General features: G+C 56.9%; 15 protein-coding genes and 2 pseudogenes. 10 read left to right on the top strand and 7 right to left on the bottom strand.

Translation table 11 applies throughout. The features are described from left to right. The first annotated feature begins 172 nt into the window (after positions 1 to 172). The 4 genes from ACOKS3_RS09930 to ACOKS3_RS09915 are packed head-to-tail and all read left to right on the top strand — an operon-like array spanning position 173 to position 4358. Positions 173 to 1150 (top strand): TIGR03756 family integrating conjugative element protein, encoded by a 978-nt coding sequence (locus ACOKS3_RS09930; RefSeq protein ID WP_084785231.1) that lies wholly within the window; start codon positions 173 to 175, stop codon positions 1148 to 1150. After that, positions 1150 to 2505 (top strand): integrating conjugative element protein, encoded by a 1356-nt coding sequence (locus ACOKS3_RS09925; RefSeq protein ID WP_051095756.1) that lies wholly within the window; start codon positions 1150 to 1152, stop codon positions 2503 to 2505. The genes ACOKS3_RS09930 and ACOKS3_RS09925 overlap by 1 nt, the downstream gene beginning before the upstream one ends. Continuing rightward, positions 2502 to 2807 carry a hypothetical protein gene (locus ACOKS3_RS09920; RefSeq protein ID WP_051095757.1) on the top strand — a complete coding sequence of 102 codons (306 nt, stop codon included), beginning with the start codon at positions 2502 to 2504 and terminating at the stop codon, positions 2805 to 2807. Before ACOKS3_RS09925 ends, ACOKS3_RS09920 begins: the two co-directional genes overlap by 4 nt. 9 nt (positions 2808 to 2816) lie before the next feature. After that, complete coding sequence (locus ACOKS3_RS09915; protein ID WP_422764658.1) at positions 2817 to 4358, top strand: conjugal transfer protein TraG N-terminal domain-containing protein; 1542 nt, start codon at positions 2817 to 2819, stop codon at positions 4356 to 4358. Here ACOKS3_RS09915 and ACOKS3_RS09910 read toward each other — a convergent pair. Next, positions 4347 to 4712 (bottom strand): hypothetical protein, encoded by a 366-nt coding sequence (locus tag ACOKS3_RS09910; RefSeq protein WP_177328428.1) that lies wholly within the window; start codon positions 4710 to 4712, stop codon positions 4347 to 4349. The genes ACOKS3_RS09915 and ACOKS3_RS09910 overlap by 12 nt on opposite strands. Before the next feature lie 438 nt (positions 4713 to 5150). Here ACOKS3_RS09910 and ACOKS3_RS09905 point away from each other — a divergent pair, with 438 nt between their 5' ends. Then, positions 5151 to 5516, top strand: coding sequence for a DUF3085 domain-containing protein (locus tag ACOKS3_RS09905; RefSeq protein ID WP_075045789.1), 366 nt, complete (start codon positions 5151 to 5153; stop codon positions 5514 to 5516). 703 nt (positions 5517 to 6219) lie between these two features. Continuing rightward, positions 6220 to 7157: pseudogene (locus tag ACOKS3_RS09900) on the top strand (ArdC family protein). Between the two features lie 81 nt (positions 7158 to 7238). On the opposite strand, the gene ACOKS3_RS09895 reads toward ACOKS3_RS09900, so the two are convergent. Both ACOKS3_RS09895 and ACOKS3_RS09890 read right to left on the bottom strand, forming a co-directional pair. Continuing rightward, positions 7239 to 7604 carry a histone-like nucleoid-structuring protein, MvaT/MvaU family gene (locus ACOKS3_RS09895; RefSeq protein WP_051095762.1) on the bottom strand — a complete coding sequence of 122 codons (366 nt, stop codon included), beginning with the start codon at positions 7602 to 7604 and terminating at the stop codon, positions 7239 to 7241. Positions 7605 to 7731: 127 nt separating this feature from the next. Then, positions 7732 to 7926: a DUF7740 domain-containing protein gene (locus tag ACOKS3_RS09890; protein WP_075045791.1), complete on the bottom strand. Its 195-nt coding sequence runs from the start codon at positions 7924 to 7926 to the stop codon at positions 7732 to 7734. A gap of 224 nt (positions 7927 to 8150) precedes the next feature. On the opposite strand from ACOKS3_RS09890, the gene mobH reads away from it, so the two are divergent. The 4 genes from mobH to ACOKS3_RS09870 all read left to right on the top strand — a co-directional run bounded on the left by mobH (position 8151) and on the right by ACOKS3_RS09870 (position 11631). Beyond that, the gene (mobH, locus tag ACOKS3_RS09885) at positions 8151 to 9869 is read left to right on the top strand and encodes a MobH family relaxase (RefSeq protein WP_051095763.1); all 1719 of its coding nucleotides are present in this window, start codon (positions 8151 to 8153) and stop codon (positions 9867 to 9869) included. A 305-nt stretch (positions 9870 to 10174) separates the two neighbouring features. Further along, on the top strand, positions 10175 to 10585 hold the full coding sequence (locus ACOKS3_RS09880) for a helix-turn-helix domain-containing protein (RefSeq protein WP_311295225.1): 411 nt from the start codon (positions 10175 to 10177) through the stop codon (positions 10583 to 10585). A 58-nt stretch (positions 10586 to 10643) separates the two neighbouring features. Beyond that, positions 10644 to 11069 carry a hypothetical protein gene (locus ACOKS3_RS09875; protein WP_232891582.1) on the top strand — a complete coding sequence of 142 codons (426 nt, stop codon included), beginning with the start codon at positions 10644 to 10646 and terminating at the stop codon, positions 11067 to 11069. 208 nt (positions 11070 to 11277) lie between these two features. Further along, positions 11278 to 11631, top strand: coding sequence for a hypothetical protein (locus tag ACOKS3_RS09870; protein WP_051095765.1), 354 nt, complete (start codon positions 11278 to 11280; stop codon positions 11629 to 11631). Positions 11632 to 12562: 931 nt separating this feature from the next. On the opposite strand, the pseudogene ACOKS3_RS09865 reads toward ACOKS3_RS09870, so the two are convergent. From ACOKS3_RS09865 to ACOKS3_RS09850, 4 genes and pseudogenes are all read right to left on the bottom strand, one after another. Then, a pseudogene (locus ACOKS3_RS09865) lies at positions 12563 to 12850 on the bottom strand (group II intron reverse transcriptase/maturase); the annotation flags it as partial. 405 nt (positions 12851 to 13255) lie between these two features. Further along, positions 13256 to 13564, bottom strand: a complete 309-nt coding sequence (tnpB, locus tag ACOKS3_RS09860) for an IS66 family insertion sequence element accessory protein TnpB (protein ID WP_051095814.1) — start codon at positions 13562 to 13564, stop codon at positions 13256 to 13258. Between the two features lie 490 nt (positions 13565 to 14054). Next, the gene (locus ACOKS3_RS09855; RefSeq protein WP_075045793.1) at positions 14055 to 14756 is read right to left on the bottom strand and encodes a TetR/AcrR family transcriptional regulator; all 702 of its coding nucleotides are present in this window, start codon (positions 14754 to 14756) and stop codon (positions 14055 to 14057) included. Positions 14757 to 14779: 23 nt separating this feature from the next. Further along, positions 14780 to 15775 carry a hypothetical protein gene (locus tag ACOKS3_RS09850; protein WP_075045794.1) on the bottom strand — a complete coding sequence of 332 codons (996 nt, stop codon included), beginning with the start codon at positions 15773 to 15775 and terminating at the stop codon, positions 14780 to 14782. Positions 15776 to 15785: the final 10 nt, after the last annotated feature.

The raw sequence follows: 15785 nt of genomic DNA, 5'->3' as shown, positions 1-15785 counted from the left end.
GAAGTACATTTGTACTCCATTGATATTTTCGCACTATTCGCAGCCTTCAGTTGAGCGACTGACGAAACCGATCACCCCGGCCTCGGTTTGTTCGTCTCGCTCTTTTGCCTGATCGGGGATGCTGCAGCTTGGCGCATGGATGCACACCGCTGCCACCTGCCGAGCGCTGCCCATGAACGTGACCGTCACGCCCCCATGCAGAGCACCACAGCCCAAGAAGACTGATCGTGGCCGTGCGTTCATAGCGATCGTTTTGCTCGTGGCTGCCGAGCAGTGTCTGGCGCTGACCACCCCCGCCATCATTGCCTCCGTCACGTCGCTGCAGTGTCTGGAGTACCGAATCGTCGGGATCTGCTACTGGCTGCTCTGCACGCCGTTCGGCTGCACAGTGAGGACCTCGCCCAAAGTCCGGCACTTAATCCCCGAGTTGGTGGTATCAAGCTATTCCGCCACCGGCGGCAATCCTTGGGACGAGATGTCCGCATTGTCGGTGCCGACGCCCGCGTCGCAAGGCGGGGGCAACCTGATCACGCCTTCGCCACAGCGCAACAACCTGGCCCGGTTCAAGAATGTCGACGGCATCGGGCATCCCGGCGGCGCTGCGTTGACAGCCCTGGCCCACAGCTTCGGCTATGCGTGTCCGAGCGGGGCGGTGCCGCTTGCGCCCTACTACCTCAGCACACTCGATCCGCTGGCCTGGCGCCAAGCCATCCCCGAGTCCGTCTACCCGCAGGCGCTCATTCCGGGCATGCGCGAGATTGGTAGCCAGGCCCTCGGCAACATGTGGGGCAGCGTCTACCCACGGCAGGGTTTTCTGGTACAGCCCGACGACTTCAAAGCCTCCGCCGTGATGGCGCAACGGGCCAGTGATTTCATCACGCGCGTCGGCCAACCGCATGTCTATCTACCGCTGCAGCCAACGCCCTCGCCGGGCTATTGGCCGCCGCAGCCGGTGATGGAGAACAACGTCAACAACCATCGCTGGCAGTTGCTCGCACCAGTTATTCAGAACACCTGCGCCATCTTCCCCAGCCCGACCATCCAGAGTGCCGATGGCGCCTATGCCTGGTCGCTGTGGCGGCCCTACCGCTGCTGCCAGCGCATGGGCCAGACCTTTCTGTTCAGCATCGACTTCGATGGAGGCCGATGATGAACGCCCTTACGCTCGGGTTGGCATGTTTCCTCGTTTGCGCCGCCGGCCATGCCGCCGAGAACGGCTACCACCTTGGGGATCAGGCCCAGGTGTTGGACGACCGCGTGATGTACACCATCGGCGGCGGATCGGCGGCGGGCGCGCCCTCCTCGCTCTACCGACCCAGCGGGCTCGGCGTGGGCCTGTCCTGGCGTGCGAACATGATGTGCGGAAACATGAACCTGTCCAACACCCTGCAGAATCAGCTCAACGGTGCCACGCAGGGTTTCCAGCAGATCATGGGCAATGTCATCCAGAACGCCACCCAGGCGGTGATGTCGCTGCCGGCGATGATCATCCAGCGCGCTAACCCTGGGCTGTATGAACTCCTGAGCAATGGCGTGCTGCAAGGGCGCATCGACTTTGACCGTTCAAAGCTCACCTGCCAGGCGATGGCGGCCAGAATGGCGGACAAGGTGGACCAAGCCGGTTGGGGAGCGCTGGCACAGAACCAGGAAATGCAGCACAACCTGGAGCAGTCCGACGGGGATGCCGTGGTGGCGGTGAAAAACACCGAATCGAACAATGGCAACAACGGCGTCAGTTGGGTCGGCGGGCAGAAAGCTGGCGGCCATGGCCAGGCGCCCATTCGGGTGACCTCGGACGTGGTCAAGGCGGGCTATAACCTGCTGCACAACCGCTCGGTCGAGGACACCTCGGCCATCGGCTCGGGATGCCAGACTGGCGCGATCTGCCAAGCCTGGTCGACCCCCGAGGAGGCTTCCGAATGGGCTACTCGGGTGCTCGGAGAAACCGAGGTAGAGACCTGCGACGACTGCGAGACGTTGCGCGTGAGCGCGGGTGCAGGTCTCACGCCGCTGATCCAGGAAACCTACACGCAGCACCTTGAAGGTCTTGAGCGCATGCTGTCGGGCGCTGAGCAGCCTACACCGGAAAACCTTGGCAAAGTCTCCAGCCCTTTGCTGCCAGTCTCGCGCGGGGTCATCGAGGGTCTGCGCGACGACCCTGACCAGAACCTGCTGGCCCGGCGCTTGGCCAGTGAGACCGCGCTGTCGAGTGTGATCTACAAGGCGATGCTGCTGCAGCGTACGTTGCTGGCCGGCAGCCGTGAGCCCAATGTGGCATCGGCGCAGCCCGCCACCACCGCCCTCGACAGCAATGGCGAAACGCTGGAGCGCGAGATCCGCCTGCTGCAAACGGAACTGCAGGTACGCCAGTTGCTGGCCACCAACACCGTCAGCTTGGTCCTTGATCGCCACGCCGGCGGCGCCGACGCCTCGCGTAGCATCGATCAGCGCGACCCGCAGCCGGACCGCCTGCGCCGGGCGGACCAGGGGAGAAGTGCACCATGATGCCGTTTTCTTGGAGGACCACGGTCATCCAGGTCCTGCTGATCTTCGGCGCCATTGTGGCCATGTTGCTGATTGCCTGGATGGCGCTGCACCTGACCGACGCCCAGCTTGATGGGTTCGAACCAGCCCGGCTGACGTCACCCTATTTCGCCTACTGGCGCGCCCTGCTGTACACCCTGATCTTCGCCGGCTGGTCCGCGGGGCTGCGCTTGCGGTCAGCGCCCGAGGAGCAGCAACGGCTCAAGCACCTGGGGCTGATCGGTTTCGGCTCGATCATCCTGGTCGAACTGTCGCGCGTGTGAGGTGCAACCATGAACATGAGCACCAACAGCTACCTTGAGTACTACCTGTCGCTGCTCGCCTGGATCATCAACAACGGTATCTGGAACACGCTGGCAGACACGGGTCTATTCGCCGCGCCGTTTGGCGCGATCATCCTGCAAGAATGGCTGTCGGCCCGCCAACAGGGTGCCGACGAGGGCAACAAGGGCTTACTGTCGATTCCACGAGTCGAGAACCGCCTGTGGATGAGCTACGTGGTCATCCTGTTTGGCTGCATGCCGTTCTTCCCGTTGAACCTGTCCTCGGTGACCTTCGATGATGCGGCTAGCCAGCGCTGTGGTGTGTCGATGACCAAGCCCGCCGACACGGCCTGGGGCACGACGTTCAACACCATCGGCGAGAAGTCAGCGAATGTGCCGGTATGGTGGTATCTGGTGCATGCCATGAGCAAGGGCATCACCGCCGCTGCGACTGCGTCTATCCCGTGTGCACCCGACATCCGCGCGATGCGCATGGAGATCGACAGCTCGCGGATCAACGACCAGGTGCTGCTGCAGGAAGTCGCCGACTTCACCCGCGACTGCTACGGCTTTTCGCGCTCGCGGCTGTTTACCAATCGCCCCGAGCTGGACGAATCGCAGAGCTACGATGCGTCCTGGATCGGCTCGACGTATTTGCTCAACACGCCGGGCTATTACGACACGGATCGCTCGCACACCCCCCGAGTCGCTTGGCCGTACGACGAGACGCGGGATACCTCGCTGCCCCGGTTGGACAACGGCGCGGGCTTCCCTACCTGCAAGCAATGGTGGAGCGATGCCACGGTCGGGTTGCGTGATCGCCTGGTTGCCGAGGTCGATACAAACCTGCTCACCCAACTGCGCGGTTGGCTGACCGGGCGGACCTCCACCGAAATCGAAGACGCCACCCTGCGTGAACTGGTGAGTCCGCGGCAGCAGTCGTTGAGCATGGCGTCTGGGCAAGTATTCCAGGACTATGGCAGCAGCGCCCGAGGCGGCTCATTGACGCAAGGGCTTAATAACCTCGCCACCAACACCGGCCTGGCCCTGGGTTCATTCAGCAATTTCCCGGCGATGAATGCACTGCGCGCTGCATTGCCGATGGTTCAGGCTTTTTTAATCATGGGCACGATCATCAGCCTGCCACTGGTGCTGCTGATCAGCACCTATCAGCTCAAGGCGCTGATGACGATCACCTTCGCGCTGTTCACGCTGCACATGCTGACATTCTGGTGGGAGCTCGCACGCTGGATCGACTCGAGCATGCTGGACACGCTGTACCACCAAGTCTCGACCACGGATCAGGCGCTGTTGTCATTACCTACTGCAGGGTTCATGGATGGGACAGTCACCGCGCAGGTGATCGAGTACGTAATGGGTGCGATGTTCATTGTCTTGCCGGCATTGTTCGTCGGCGCAATGAGTTGGGCAGGGTACTCCGTGGGGAACGGAATACAGAGCATGCTGGCAAATGGCGGTAGGGCTGCGAGCGACGCCGCAAGCAAAGGCACAGCCCAACTGACCAATGCCGGAAAGAAATCAATCAGATGATTTGCAGTCACCTATGTAATGACCGTTACTATCGTAATCGCCAATATAGAGATCCGCGCCCAAATAGTCTGGGGTTGGTTCTTCTCGACTCGCCACAGGTTCGACGCCCCCCCACCAGCTGCGTATTACAGCAACTGCCAGATTGGTGATGATCAGCAAAGCGAAAGCGGTAGCTACAGCAATAAGACCAAATAAGCAAAGTAGCTTGCCGGCCACCGTCTCCAAAACTTTTCTACGGGGGCTTTTTGCCAGCCTCTCAGAGCTAGTCACCTTGAGGATTAAATTCCGCCAAGCTGTGCCTAGACTAGATCCCAGACGACCCGAAAATGAATGAGAACGGATATGGCAATTCATATTGCACCTCCACCGGCGTATAGCTCGTTGGATCCAAGACTCAAGTCTACTCCTTTCACACCTGCGAGCAGTACCGCTCATCATTTGGGACCAGACTAAAACAGCATCATGGAACGATGTGGACGCGAAGCCTGATTATGCATCTGACTTACCGTTGACCGCGGCCTACCCGCTTGCTATTTAAGAAGTGCAATCGCTGGTTTTCCAGCATCCCAGGTAGCCTTAACCTTCAAGGCTACGTCACTCCGGTGATGGTTATCCCCAAATGCGATTCGCGTTCGGCAGCTCGCATGGTTACCGCTCCCACGGTGATGAACGCTCTCTAATCCTCTGGCTCACCGAGCCTACGTCTCTGACTCGACCTTACTCAATCCATTCCAGTGCTGGGAATTTCCCCGCACGGGTGGCATTCCTCCGCACCCTCTGGAGGATCTCACCATGCTGCGTTTCACAGGCACTGAACTTCATGCCGTGTTGGCCGAGGCCGGTATCAATGGCTGCCGGGTCATTTTGGTCAAGGACCACGGTGTCTATCTCATGTCGGAGGTCGGCGAGAACAAACCGGATGGGGGCGGCCGCAAACGCGTGGCCTACGCCACCGGCTGCAACCCTGACGTCGACGACTTCGATTCCTGGTGGAATCGCGCTCGAGACGAATTTGGTGGCGATGATTTCGCCGAGTACTTCGACATCGATGATCCTGTCCTGGCCAGTCTTCGCGGGACAGCGGGATCACTGGTGGTTGAAGTCACATCCACCCACGTGTACTTGGCCGCCGAGGTTAACCCTGAGAGAAAATCTTGAAGGCTGCTGCAGGCTTTACCCGCGTCCAGAAGCCCCTCGCAACGGGGCCTTTTTTGGATGTATTTCGCACCACATTGCGGAGGATTGAAGAGTGCCGTTGGTCAGGCATTTGAGGTCGATTTTCCTCCTTGGAACGCTCTGGACAGACGCACCCATGTGGGTTGCGGATTGGAGATTGACCTCCCCTCCGAGGGCGTTTTAATACATGCACGCTCCCTGCTCGCTGCGTAGCGAGCAGATCCACGCTGGCGCCCTGCTGCGGGATCGCGGAATCCGCTGCCCGGAGGTTCCAATGTCCAGGATCACCCCCTTCTCCACCGCCGTGGTACTGAGCCCAGGCGTATGGCGACAGTTCGTTGGAGCCGCCACAGACAACGACTCCGCCAGGCAATCAGCACAGCGCTTGACGGCCCTGCTCGACAGCGTCCTGACCTCAGCACCCCGTACTGTGCAGTGCCCGGTCGAGCTGAAGTGCCACTCCCCGCAGCGCGGAAACACATCACCTGCGTCCGTCCCACCACGGTTACAGCTGGCTCGCATCACACCACGCAGCGGCCCGGCTTTCCTATTCATCCGGCTGGCCGATGAGATCACGGTAGACATCGCCGCTCTCTGACCCCTCCAGCCCATCCACTGCCCCTTTCACCCCAACCGGGAACACTTCCCGGTCGGGCGGCGTTCCCCCTTCACAACGGAGAACGTCATGTCCGATATCTACCTGGACGTCACCAACAAGGTCGTCAGCGTCCTGAATCAAGGTGTGATCCCTTGGATCAAACCCTGGACCACCACAGGCTTGCATGCTGACTCGCCTTTTCCCATCAACGCCATCACTCGGCGCCCTTACGCTGGCATCAACATTCCGCTGTTGTGGGCCGAGGCCCGTCTGCGCGGTTTCCGCGAGGATCGTTGGCTCACCTTCAACCAGGCGCGCAAGGCCGGTGGCCATGTACGCAAGGGCGAGCAATCGACCCTCGCGGTGCTGTACAAACCCATGAGCAAGGAAGCGCACGACGAGGACGGTCAGGTCGTTCGTGATGAGCAAGGCAACATCAAGATGGTGCAGTTCGCGCTTCTACGGACGCATTGCCTGTTCAACATCGAGCAGACCGAGGACTTGCCTGACGAAGAGCCAAGTGGCGACGAAAACGACGGACAAGCGGCCTTCATCGATCATGCCCCCGCCGAGCAACTGCTGGTCGCCAGTGGAGCCCGAATCGAGCATCGCTATGGCGATGACGCCTTTTATCAGCCAGTGCGTGATCTCATCCAGTTGCCACCAAGGCTCAGTTCGAGGACGTCGGCAGCTACTATGCGACGGCTCTGCATGAACTGACACACTGGTCGGGTCACCGTTCGCGTCTGAACCGCGAAGGCATCACTGGCGGACACGCGTTCGGATCCGCAGCGTACGCATTCGAGGAGTTGGTTGCGGAGATGGGCGCTGCATTTCTCTGCGCGCTGACCGGCACCCAGGGTGAGCTGCGTCACGAGGAGTACCTGGCCTCCTGGCTGAAAATCCTCAAGGAAGACAAGCGGGCGATTTTCCGCGCCAGCGGCCAGGCCCGTGAGGCGTCCGAATACCTGCTGGCGCTACAGTCCGATCAGGCCACTGAAACGACTGAACGACTAACAGCGTGACACTTTCAGCAAAAAGGCCCCATGATCGGGGCCTTTATTTTGCCCGTTGTCGGGCATCCGCTGCTGAGTCTGAGCAGTCGATTACTGCAGCCAGCCCTCGACAGTGTCCGAACCGTGCTCCTGCTTCCACTGCTTGAGGATCTTGTGGTTGCCGCCCTTGGTTTCGACGACTTCACCGCTGTGTGGATTCTTGTAGCGCTTGACTTCACGCGGCTTGCGCTGAACGCCAGTAGAGGAGCTGACTGCAGTCACGCTCACGCCCTTGGACGGGTCCAGAATGGTGATCACCTGACGCAAGTTCATGCCGTACTCTTCCAGCAAGGCTTTGAGCTTTTGTTCAAACTCGATTTCCTGCTTCAAGCCAGAGTCATTTTTCATCGCGTCCAGCTGTTGAAGTTGCGCAGCCAGTTGCGCTTCCAGTGCTTTGAATTCGGCAAGTTTGGACATGTGCAATTTTTCCTAAGGTTGAGGCATGTGAGGTGATAGTACCTGAGACACAACTACTAGCCGAGCTTTAATTCTCCCTTCGGATAACTTTTCATTCTTCGGAATTTACACATATGTATGTGACTACTCAGTCCGGCAAGAACTGGCAAAGGTGACCTACTAGTTCCCGAGGGGCGGGGCTGTTGCCAATCTTGAACAACATATCACGCTGACTGCGTGGCAGCTTTTTCGCACAGCGCTTGGCTGCTGATCGAATGGCAGCATCCGTACCATGAATTCGATCCGCCAGTAGCACGATCAAAACGGCATCGCTCAACGTCATCAGGCCACCTGCCCTAAAAATGATGCCAGACAGTCTACCCCCCGAGAAAAGGACAGGCCATTCCAATCCAGCACGTAACCCGATGCGCCAGGCTTCGTATTTTCGCGTTCGCAAAAAGGCCCAAGGGGGGTTAAAGGGTAACGGCGGCAATGGAAGGGGGCACAAGGGTAAGAGGCCTATCCGAAAAGGCAAAAGGACCTTCTGAATGCAAAGCAGGTAACACAATGAAGCGCTGGTGGTTTAAACATCAAAAAGGGGGTGCCGCAGAGCCCACGCTCGCTCCAGCTCCCAAGGGCTTCCTCCTCCCGCTATCCTCTGAATCCCTGCTCTGTGCCGAGCACCGGAAAAAGCTGCTCGAGCGCATCTGGCAGTACACGGCGCTCTCCGAGCCGCAGTTCGATCAACTCTACCTCGAGCCGATCCGCCGTTACGCCAGCTATGTACAGCAACTCCCCGCCAGCGAAAGCCACCATCATGCCTATCCGGGCGGCATGCTGGACCATGGACTGGAACTGGTGGCCTGCAGCCTAAAGCTGCGCCAGTCGTACCTGCTTCCCAGCGGCGCCGCACCGGAAGACCAGGCCGCACAGGCCGACGCTTGGAGCGCGGCGATTGCCTACGGCGCCCTGCTCCACGACATTGGCAAGATTGCCGTCGACCTTCAAGTGGAGTATCAGAGTGGCGAGGTGTGGCACCCCTGGCACGGCCCTTTGAACCAGCCCTACCGCTTTCGCTACGTGACCGGTCGCGACTACAAGCTTCACGGCGCCGCTACGGGGCTGCTGTACACGCATATTTTGACGCCTCTTCAGCTCGACTGGCTGAGCCACTATCCAACCTTGTGGGGCCATCTGCTCTTCCTGCTGGCCAACCACTACGAGCATGCCGGCACCCTCGGGGAACTGGTGCTGCAAGCTGACCGGGTTTCCACCGCACAAAACATCGGTGCCAACCCCACCAAAGCCTTGCAGGCACCTAAACACTCACTACAGCATCACCTGCTCACGGGCTTGCGTCACCTTGTCAAGAACGAGTTCAAGCTCAACCAGCCCGGTGCTGCTGGCTGGCTCACCGAAGACCATCTATGGCTGGTCAGCAAGACCGCCACCGACAAACTGCGCGCCTACCTGCTGGCTCAGGCCGTGGATGGCATCCCCTCCTCCAACATCGCCTTGTTCGATGAGCTGCAATCGTATGGATTGGTGGATGCGACACCGGAGGGCAAAGCGGTATGGAGCGCAAATGTCACCGGCAAAGGGTGGCAGCACCGCTTCACCTTCCTCCGGCTGCAACCGAGTCTCATCTGGGGCCATGAAGCGCGCCCCCAATGCTTTGAAGGAACCGTTGAGATTGTGACAGACGATGCCATGCCAACCAGTGAAGCCAGCGAGTCAGCCCCGACTGGCCCAGAAGCGGCCTCGGACGTAGAACAGCGTGCACGCTTGCCTCCGGACGAGAACTTCGCCTATCTCGATGATTTAATGGACATGTTGCAGGAGACGGTCAAGCACGAGCATGAGTCGATAGTTCAAGGACTGAAAGCCTCAACGGCTCTACTCAGCGATGCCTCAGGGCAGGCGTTTATCGAGTGGCTGCACAAGGGAATCCAAAACCACCATTTACTCGTCAACGACAGCAAGGCCAAAATCCACACAGTCGAAGGCACGTACTTCTTGGTGACACCTGGCATTTTCCAGCGCTATGCCGCCGAACATCCCGGACTGGCCGGTAGAGATCCTGAGAGCGACGCCTGGCGGTGTATCCAACGCCAGTTTGAGAAGCTGGACGTTCATCAGAAAAAGCCCAATGGTCAAAATATTTGGACCTGCAAGGTGGAAGGTCCCCGCAAGACTGGCTCTCTTATGGGCTATCTCCTGCGCGGAGCAGCAGGCATTGTCGGCGAGCGCCCGGCAGACAACCCATACCTCGAGCTGATCAGGTAAACCGCTGCTCTATGGCCAGCAACATTCCGTCGGGCCGGTTCTGACCGCAATGATGGATTGGAAATGTTCTTCCTGAGGGTCTTTAACAATGCTGCCTCCAGAGCAGCCATTCAGGTCTAGTACCATTTTTGTACCATCTTCTCTCTATCACAACCCAGCCCTTGCGCAGACATCGGCTACCATATACTGTATATAGATACAGCGCCCAAGGTAAACACGATGACCGCCGACATCTTTGAATTCCCACAAAGGCCGAGCTCTGATACTCCTTGGGATTACTTGGAGCTGCTTTTAAATAACCACCCTTGCCCTTCAAGAGCGCCCACTGCGAACCAGCGCGTTCCCTGCTTGGTTGGAGCGTAGAAGCTTTGGCATTCCGCTCGGGTGTCTCGCCAAACGCAATCAGACGTATCGAGAAAGGGGCCGAGCTGCGCCGCGTCACGATGCAGGCTCTCGCCCATACTCTCGAGGCAAAGGTCTGGTGTTCTTCCCCAATCACCCACCAGTGCGAGCCGATAACTGCCGCGGCGCCACACCTGACCCGAAAAACCGAGACGATTTTCACCTGTTTGAGTGACCGGATCCCTCAGCGTCCCCGCTGCAGCCGCCGACCGAACTGTGGCAGGAAGGCGGTAAAGATCAGGATGGCCTCCGGGTTGCCTCACGACTTTGTATACCGCCTGCACCCTCTCACTTTGCACTTGGAGCCCCCCTAAAGCTTTCCCCGAACTGGCCGAACTAGACGGATATCCTCCAAATCAAGGAGAAGGACACATGGGTTACGACTCTCGCGATACAGCAGCAATTAACGCAGCCATCGCAGCAGGCTTTGACTGCTCACTCTCGGGAACTGTCGAGGCCGACGATCAGGTCTTCGTGCACTCGATTAAATGCCCCTCCCTGCCCGGCAGCCAGGACAACGGAAAGCTCCTCGCCAATGCCATCGAAGCCCTCACGAGAATTTACCCCGGCGATACGGTGTGGGTAGATGTCCTTAGTGAGGACCTCCCGCAATATGTTCAAGACGCTGTTGATAGCTTGGTCGGCTTCGGCACTCGAGTCATCATCACCCACAATGGAAGCGCTACCCACGGGAACGACCCGCGCCTCGCGGAGGCTCTCTGCAACGCTGTCAGAAGAGCAAATGTCGGCGGCGCACTCTGGCACCCCATCGAGAAAGAGTTCGTAAGATCGTTCTAAGGCGTCTGCCCTCCCGGCCGAAGGCCGTGCGGCCTACCAGCAAATACCCCGATTGTGCTGGGGTATTAGGCGGAAATCGGCTGCAACCCTTGGAGTACAAGGCATTCAACAGTTATGCACGTTGATGCATATGCATTCATCCGGGCGCTGGATGGCATGGTTAGGCGCCCGGTGTTCCCCATTTTTGCCTCAACACAAGGAGCCCTGTATGCCCCCGCTCACCAAGTCCCCAGCGCTACCAAAAATCGAAGTAGTCCAAGACAGGAAAAGCTTCAAGGTCGATTGGGATTACCAGCACGCCCCTGAGAGCGACGCTTTGTTTGAAAACCGCGAGTTTCTTGAAGGCTATATTCTTGGGGCCATCGACGCCTTAGGCATTTCCCGAGAAAACATCTCATGCCTGAGTGCAGAAGCCGGGACAGTGAAGAGTCTACCTCAGGAGTTAGCTGATCGCCTGGCCGAACTGATCAAGCATAAACTGCACTCCGTTGTCACCGAAGCCCATCGCTGCTTGGCCAACCACGCGAAACTGCCACACGTTCGCCTGGCTCAGGGAGACTGACTGGCGACGGCCAGGGGTTTGAACCCGCCCGACATGCACCGGAGACTTCGATAGGTCAGCAAAAACAGCTATGCTCGTCTTCGCAAATCGCCTACCCGGGCCTGAAGCGCCCCTAAATTTGCCCTAAGAATTCTCGTACCTGGAGCATGCGCATGGATGACCAAGCCTCAACCACAGCTGACACGCTTGAGCTGTTGCATCTGAACCAGGTCGCCATCAGAGCAGCTCTGGAGGAGCTCTCGCTACGGGTGAGCCATCGCGGATGAATTTCGAGAATTAAAGCGTAAAACTGTCGCAGACTGTAAAAATTCACCTTGGCCGCCACGTGCTAGAGAATTAAAACTGGCGCAGCCTTCTACCACGGCGCTTTGGCGGTAATTTCCCCCTTCAGTTCTGGGCAGTTGCTAACGACTTGAAGCATCGGAAAGCGGTCCTCCGGCAGCTATGAGCCGTGCCCTACTCACACCACAAGTCAACGCCTCAGTCATCGGTTCATTAGGGCGGGAGTCGAATGCTTCCTCGTGCACGGCTGTCCCGGAAGGCGCGTAGAGACTGCGCGGGAAAGTCTTACCTGCACATCCAGGTAAGAGATCACCCAGCCCTTCCGGGCTGCGCTATCGCGCAGCAAACAGGATGCGCATGACTTTAGATCTGCACTGACATCGAGATCTAGAAAAGCATTCGGCGACTGATCCGGGTAGGTCAGCCGCCGAATGCTTTGCTATGGTTCCCAATGCGCGGGAAAGAGGCCGTAGACCGCACTGGTGTGCAGCTTTGCTCCCGAATGAGAGAGTGGCCCAAATGGCATCGGCGTTAGTCCCTGTCGGCACAGCTTGCTGTGACCACGTATAGAAGAGTGGACACTTCGCCGCCATTGACCCCGCGCACCTGTTTTTTCTTTTTGAAGAACAGTGGGTTACCTATTGTTTGATAGAAGCAGCTTGACGACGGTCTGAGCTACACGATCAGCCACTGTTGGAATACCCAGCTTGCGTTTGCCTCCTGATTGCTTCGGAATCTCCACTTGCCGAACCGGCGGCGGTAAATAAGAACCCGATGACATCCGGTTCCACAGCTTGTAGAGGTTCCGTTGCAGCTTCTGCTCAAACTGGGCAATAGATTGTTCGTCTATCCCAGCGGCTCCTCGATTGGCTTTCACACTCTGGTAAGCTTCCCAAACTGTCAACTTGGAAATATCGTACGACTTTGCTGTGCTCATGCCGCTCCTCCTCGCCATAGCGAGTTGACGGCATGAGTCAGCCGGGCAACGCCATCCCTTCGCTCCGCTCTCATTACAAGAGGTTCATCACTACTACGAATGGCTCCCCCCTGGACCTTTGCATTGGTATTCTTCCTCGCGGTAGTAGCCGCTTGTCATTTCCCTTAGCATCAAAGGCCAGGTTCTCACGTTTCATATCAAAGCCTGTATTGAGCTCATGCCACCTATACACCGGCTGCCATCTGGACAGTAGACAGGTATCTTCCAGACTGATCCCGAGGCTACTGGGCGACCTCGGTTTTGACAGCACTTGAATATTTAACGATGCGTCTTCGGACGGTTTGCTTTCGCTCATCTTCTCAATACGTACCTGACGCCATCATTGGCGCCGTTTCCAACGGTCGCTCACCACCGCGCCTTTTGAACGCAGCAGCACCGGGTGGTTTGAAGCCGGCTCCTGCAAGCAGACTCCGGGAGACCTACTCCCATCTTTGATACAGCATCGCTGGCTGACGCCAGCATTCGTGACACACCCCAATAAAGGATCTTCACGCGATTGCGTGGTTTGTTGAGGAACACGAAAAGTACCGGGTCGAACACGGCCACCTTGATATCAAGTTCCACTAGAACGGCCAGCCCGTCGATGGATTTTCGGAAGTCGACGGGCTTGGGATAGAGGTAAACCTTTTCGACTTTGGCGTCGGGTCGCATCATGGTGAATGGGCTCCTGAGAAATTGGAGCACAGCATCGGACATCAACAAGCGGCTTTGAATGTGGGGTTCATGGCGCGCGTACAGTTTTCTGTGACATACCGAGAGTAGGACCGCGCGTATGATGCCCTGCCTCTACGCCAAGTCCTCTAAGCGAGGACCGTTTGAGTGAACGCGTGCGAGAAGCCTGGTCGCTGAGATAGTGGCAATGCTGGAACTCAGTACCGGCGGTGCGGCAGCTTTTATCATTTCGGCGCGGCAGCAACGATTATGTTTTGTCAGGTTTGAGTTTAAGAACGGCATTAGCGTCAACTGAAGGAGCGTCTAAACCACCTCATTTTACTTATCTGAAAAAAGACATCCATGTCCTGAAGAAGGTACCACTCGCCGAGACCCCTTAGCCGGGCGTTATGACACCTAAAAACTCACTGGCAGCTCGAAAAATCTACTTTACGAACAGCGAACCCCTACCGGAGAATAAGGTGCGGGTATACTAACACACAGGCCCGCGAGATACCCCAAGACCCGCCAAAATGTGCTGAACCAAGCTTTGAACGGCGCTTGATGAACGAGCACCCTCAAGAATTTTCCGTAGCAAGTATAGGATGCCACCCATAATACCATCGACGGTAGAATCAACATCATCAACAAGGAAGATCTTGGCCTCCTTACCGATCCTTATGTCTCGAGCCAAATGATTTCCCACCACGTTCATCATTTCACTAATACTGTAGGCCGAGTGAATAAAAAACCATCCCCACACTGGATCGGCAACTCCTTTGTGAAGGATTAGACGAATTTTAACATCAAGAATTTCAGCGATGCCCCCTTCCATTGGAGGAATCGAGTCCAGCGTTTGTAACATCAACAATGTTTCATCAATGAACACCGCCCGCGCAATCTCTTTCTTACTAGAAAAATAGTTATAGAAAGAACCAAACGAAACACCAGCCTCTTCAGTAATATCGTTAATTGCGGTGGACTCTATGCCCTTACACCCGAATACAGACCGGGCCGCACAAAGCAATTTGCTCCTGGTGCGAATCCTAGCCTTTTTGTTGATTCTATACTGCCGAGGCTCAGCGCATGGTAAATCAGCGTTTCGCAGCTTGAATACGTGAGATTGTTTTCCCGATATCTCAGCTGCGACCGGAATCTCACTTACTCCGGTCGCAGGCTTCTCTTCTTTACTCATACAGGTTAGCAGTGCTTGGATTGTTATTTGACGGCATCATTGATGTGCCGACTATTAACATCTTCCGGGCTCTCGGATCCTGCCGAGTCTGTGGAACGCAGATGCGGACAACCGCCTTGCATCTGGCGAGCCTTCAGGGCTGAAAATGGGCAACCCTTAGTTTGAGAATTTCGGGTCTTCAGTCGGCGCTCCTCGAAGGTGTCTAGAGGGTCCGGCAAGACATTTTCACCGAACCAAAAGAACCAAGCGGTCAGCTTCCTTAGCACGGCAGTTCCTACAGCTGACGGCCGCTTTATCGAAAAGGCTTTCAGCACGTGCTCTGGATAAAGGGACGCGATCCACTTGTAGACCAAAGGGTGCAGAATCTTCGGGAAGTAGCGATCGGCAAACTGACTCATGATGGCTTCAGCAGCAGGTGGCCCTATTTTGTGAGGTGGGACCTCTTCGGCCTCCCATTTGTCCATGAATTCCATGATGCCATCAAACGAATCAGGGAACCCGACTAACTCTTCGCCTGTGCCTGCGTTACGAAATACTTTAGACATGTTTGTCCAGTAGTGAACCGCAGCCAACTTCTCTTTATCGGAAAAACCAGTTAAACCTACTCGACGAAGAAGCCTATGCATGCCAGCAGCTTCATAACACAAGGTATAAATATAAGTGCCATTGCGGCTAAAACTTTCTGAGAATTTTTTAGCGTAATGCTCATGAAGCTTATTAATGGACTCGACGTTTTTCAAAGTTAATTCATGTGATGATCCATAGTTCCACCAAACCTGCATTTTCCGAGACGTATCGTCAGCCCTCGCGTCTCGACGGCTTAGAATCTTCCCTGAGCCTTCATCAAACAATGGCAGGGCATCGAGTTCACGCACAAAGAAGTGAGGGAACGTGACGGTGTAAATCAAGTTCATGATGAAATCGTTGGGCCGATAGGCGGATGACAGCTTCCAGATCTCATCAAAGTCGGTGGTAGGATCAAGGCTATTGATGCGCTTAGCGATCCACTTTCTAGGCATGTTCAAGACC

The sequence above is a fragment of the Pseudomonas sp. HS6-2 genome (genome assembly GCF_049325675.2).
GTDB lineage: Bacteria > Pseudomonadota > Gammaproteobacteria > Pseudomonadales > Pseudomonadaceae > Aquipseudomonas > Aquipseudomonas putida_N.
This window is presented reverse-complemented; position numbering and strand designations above follow the sequence as displayed.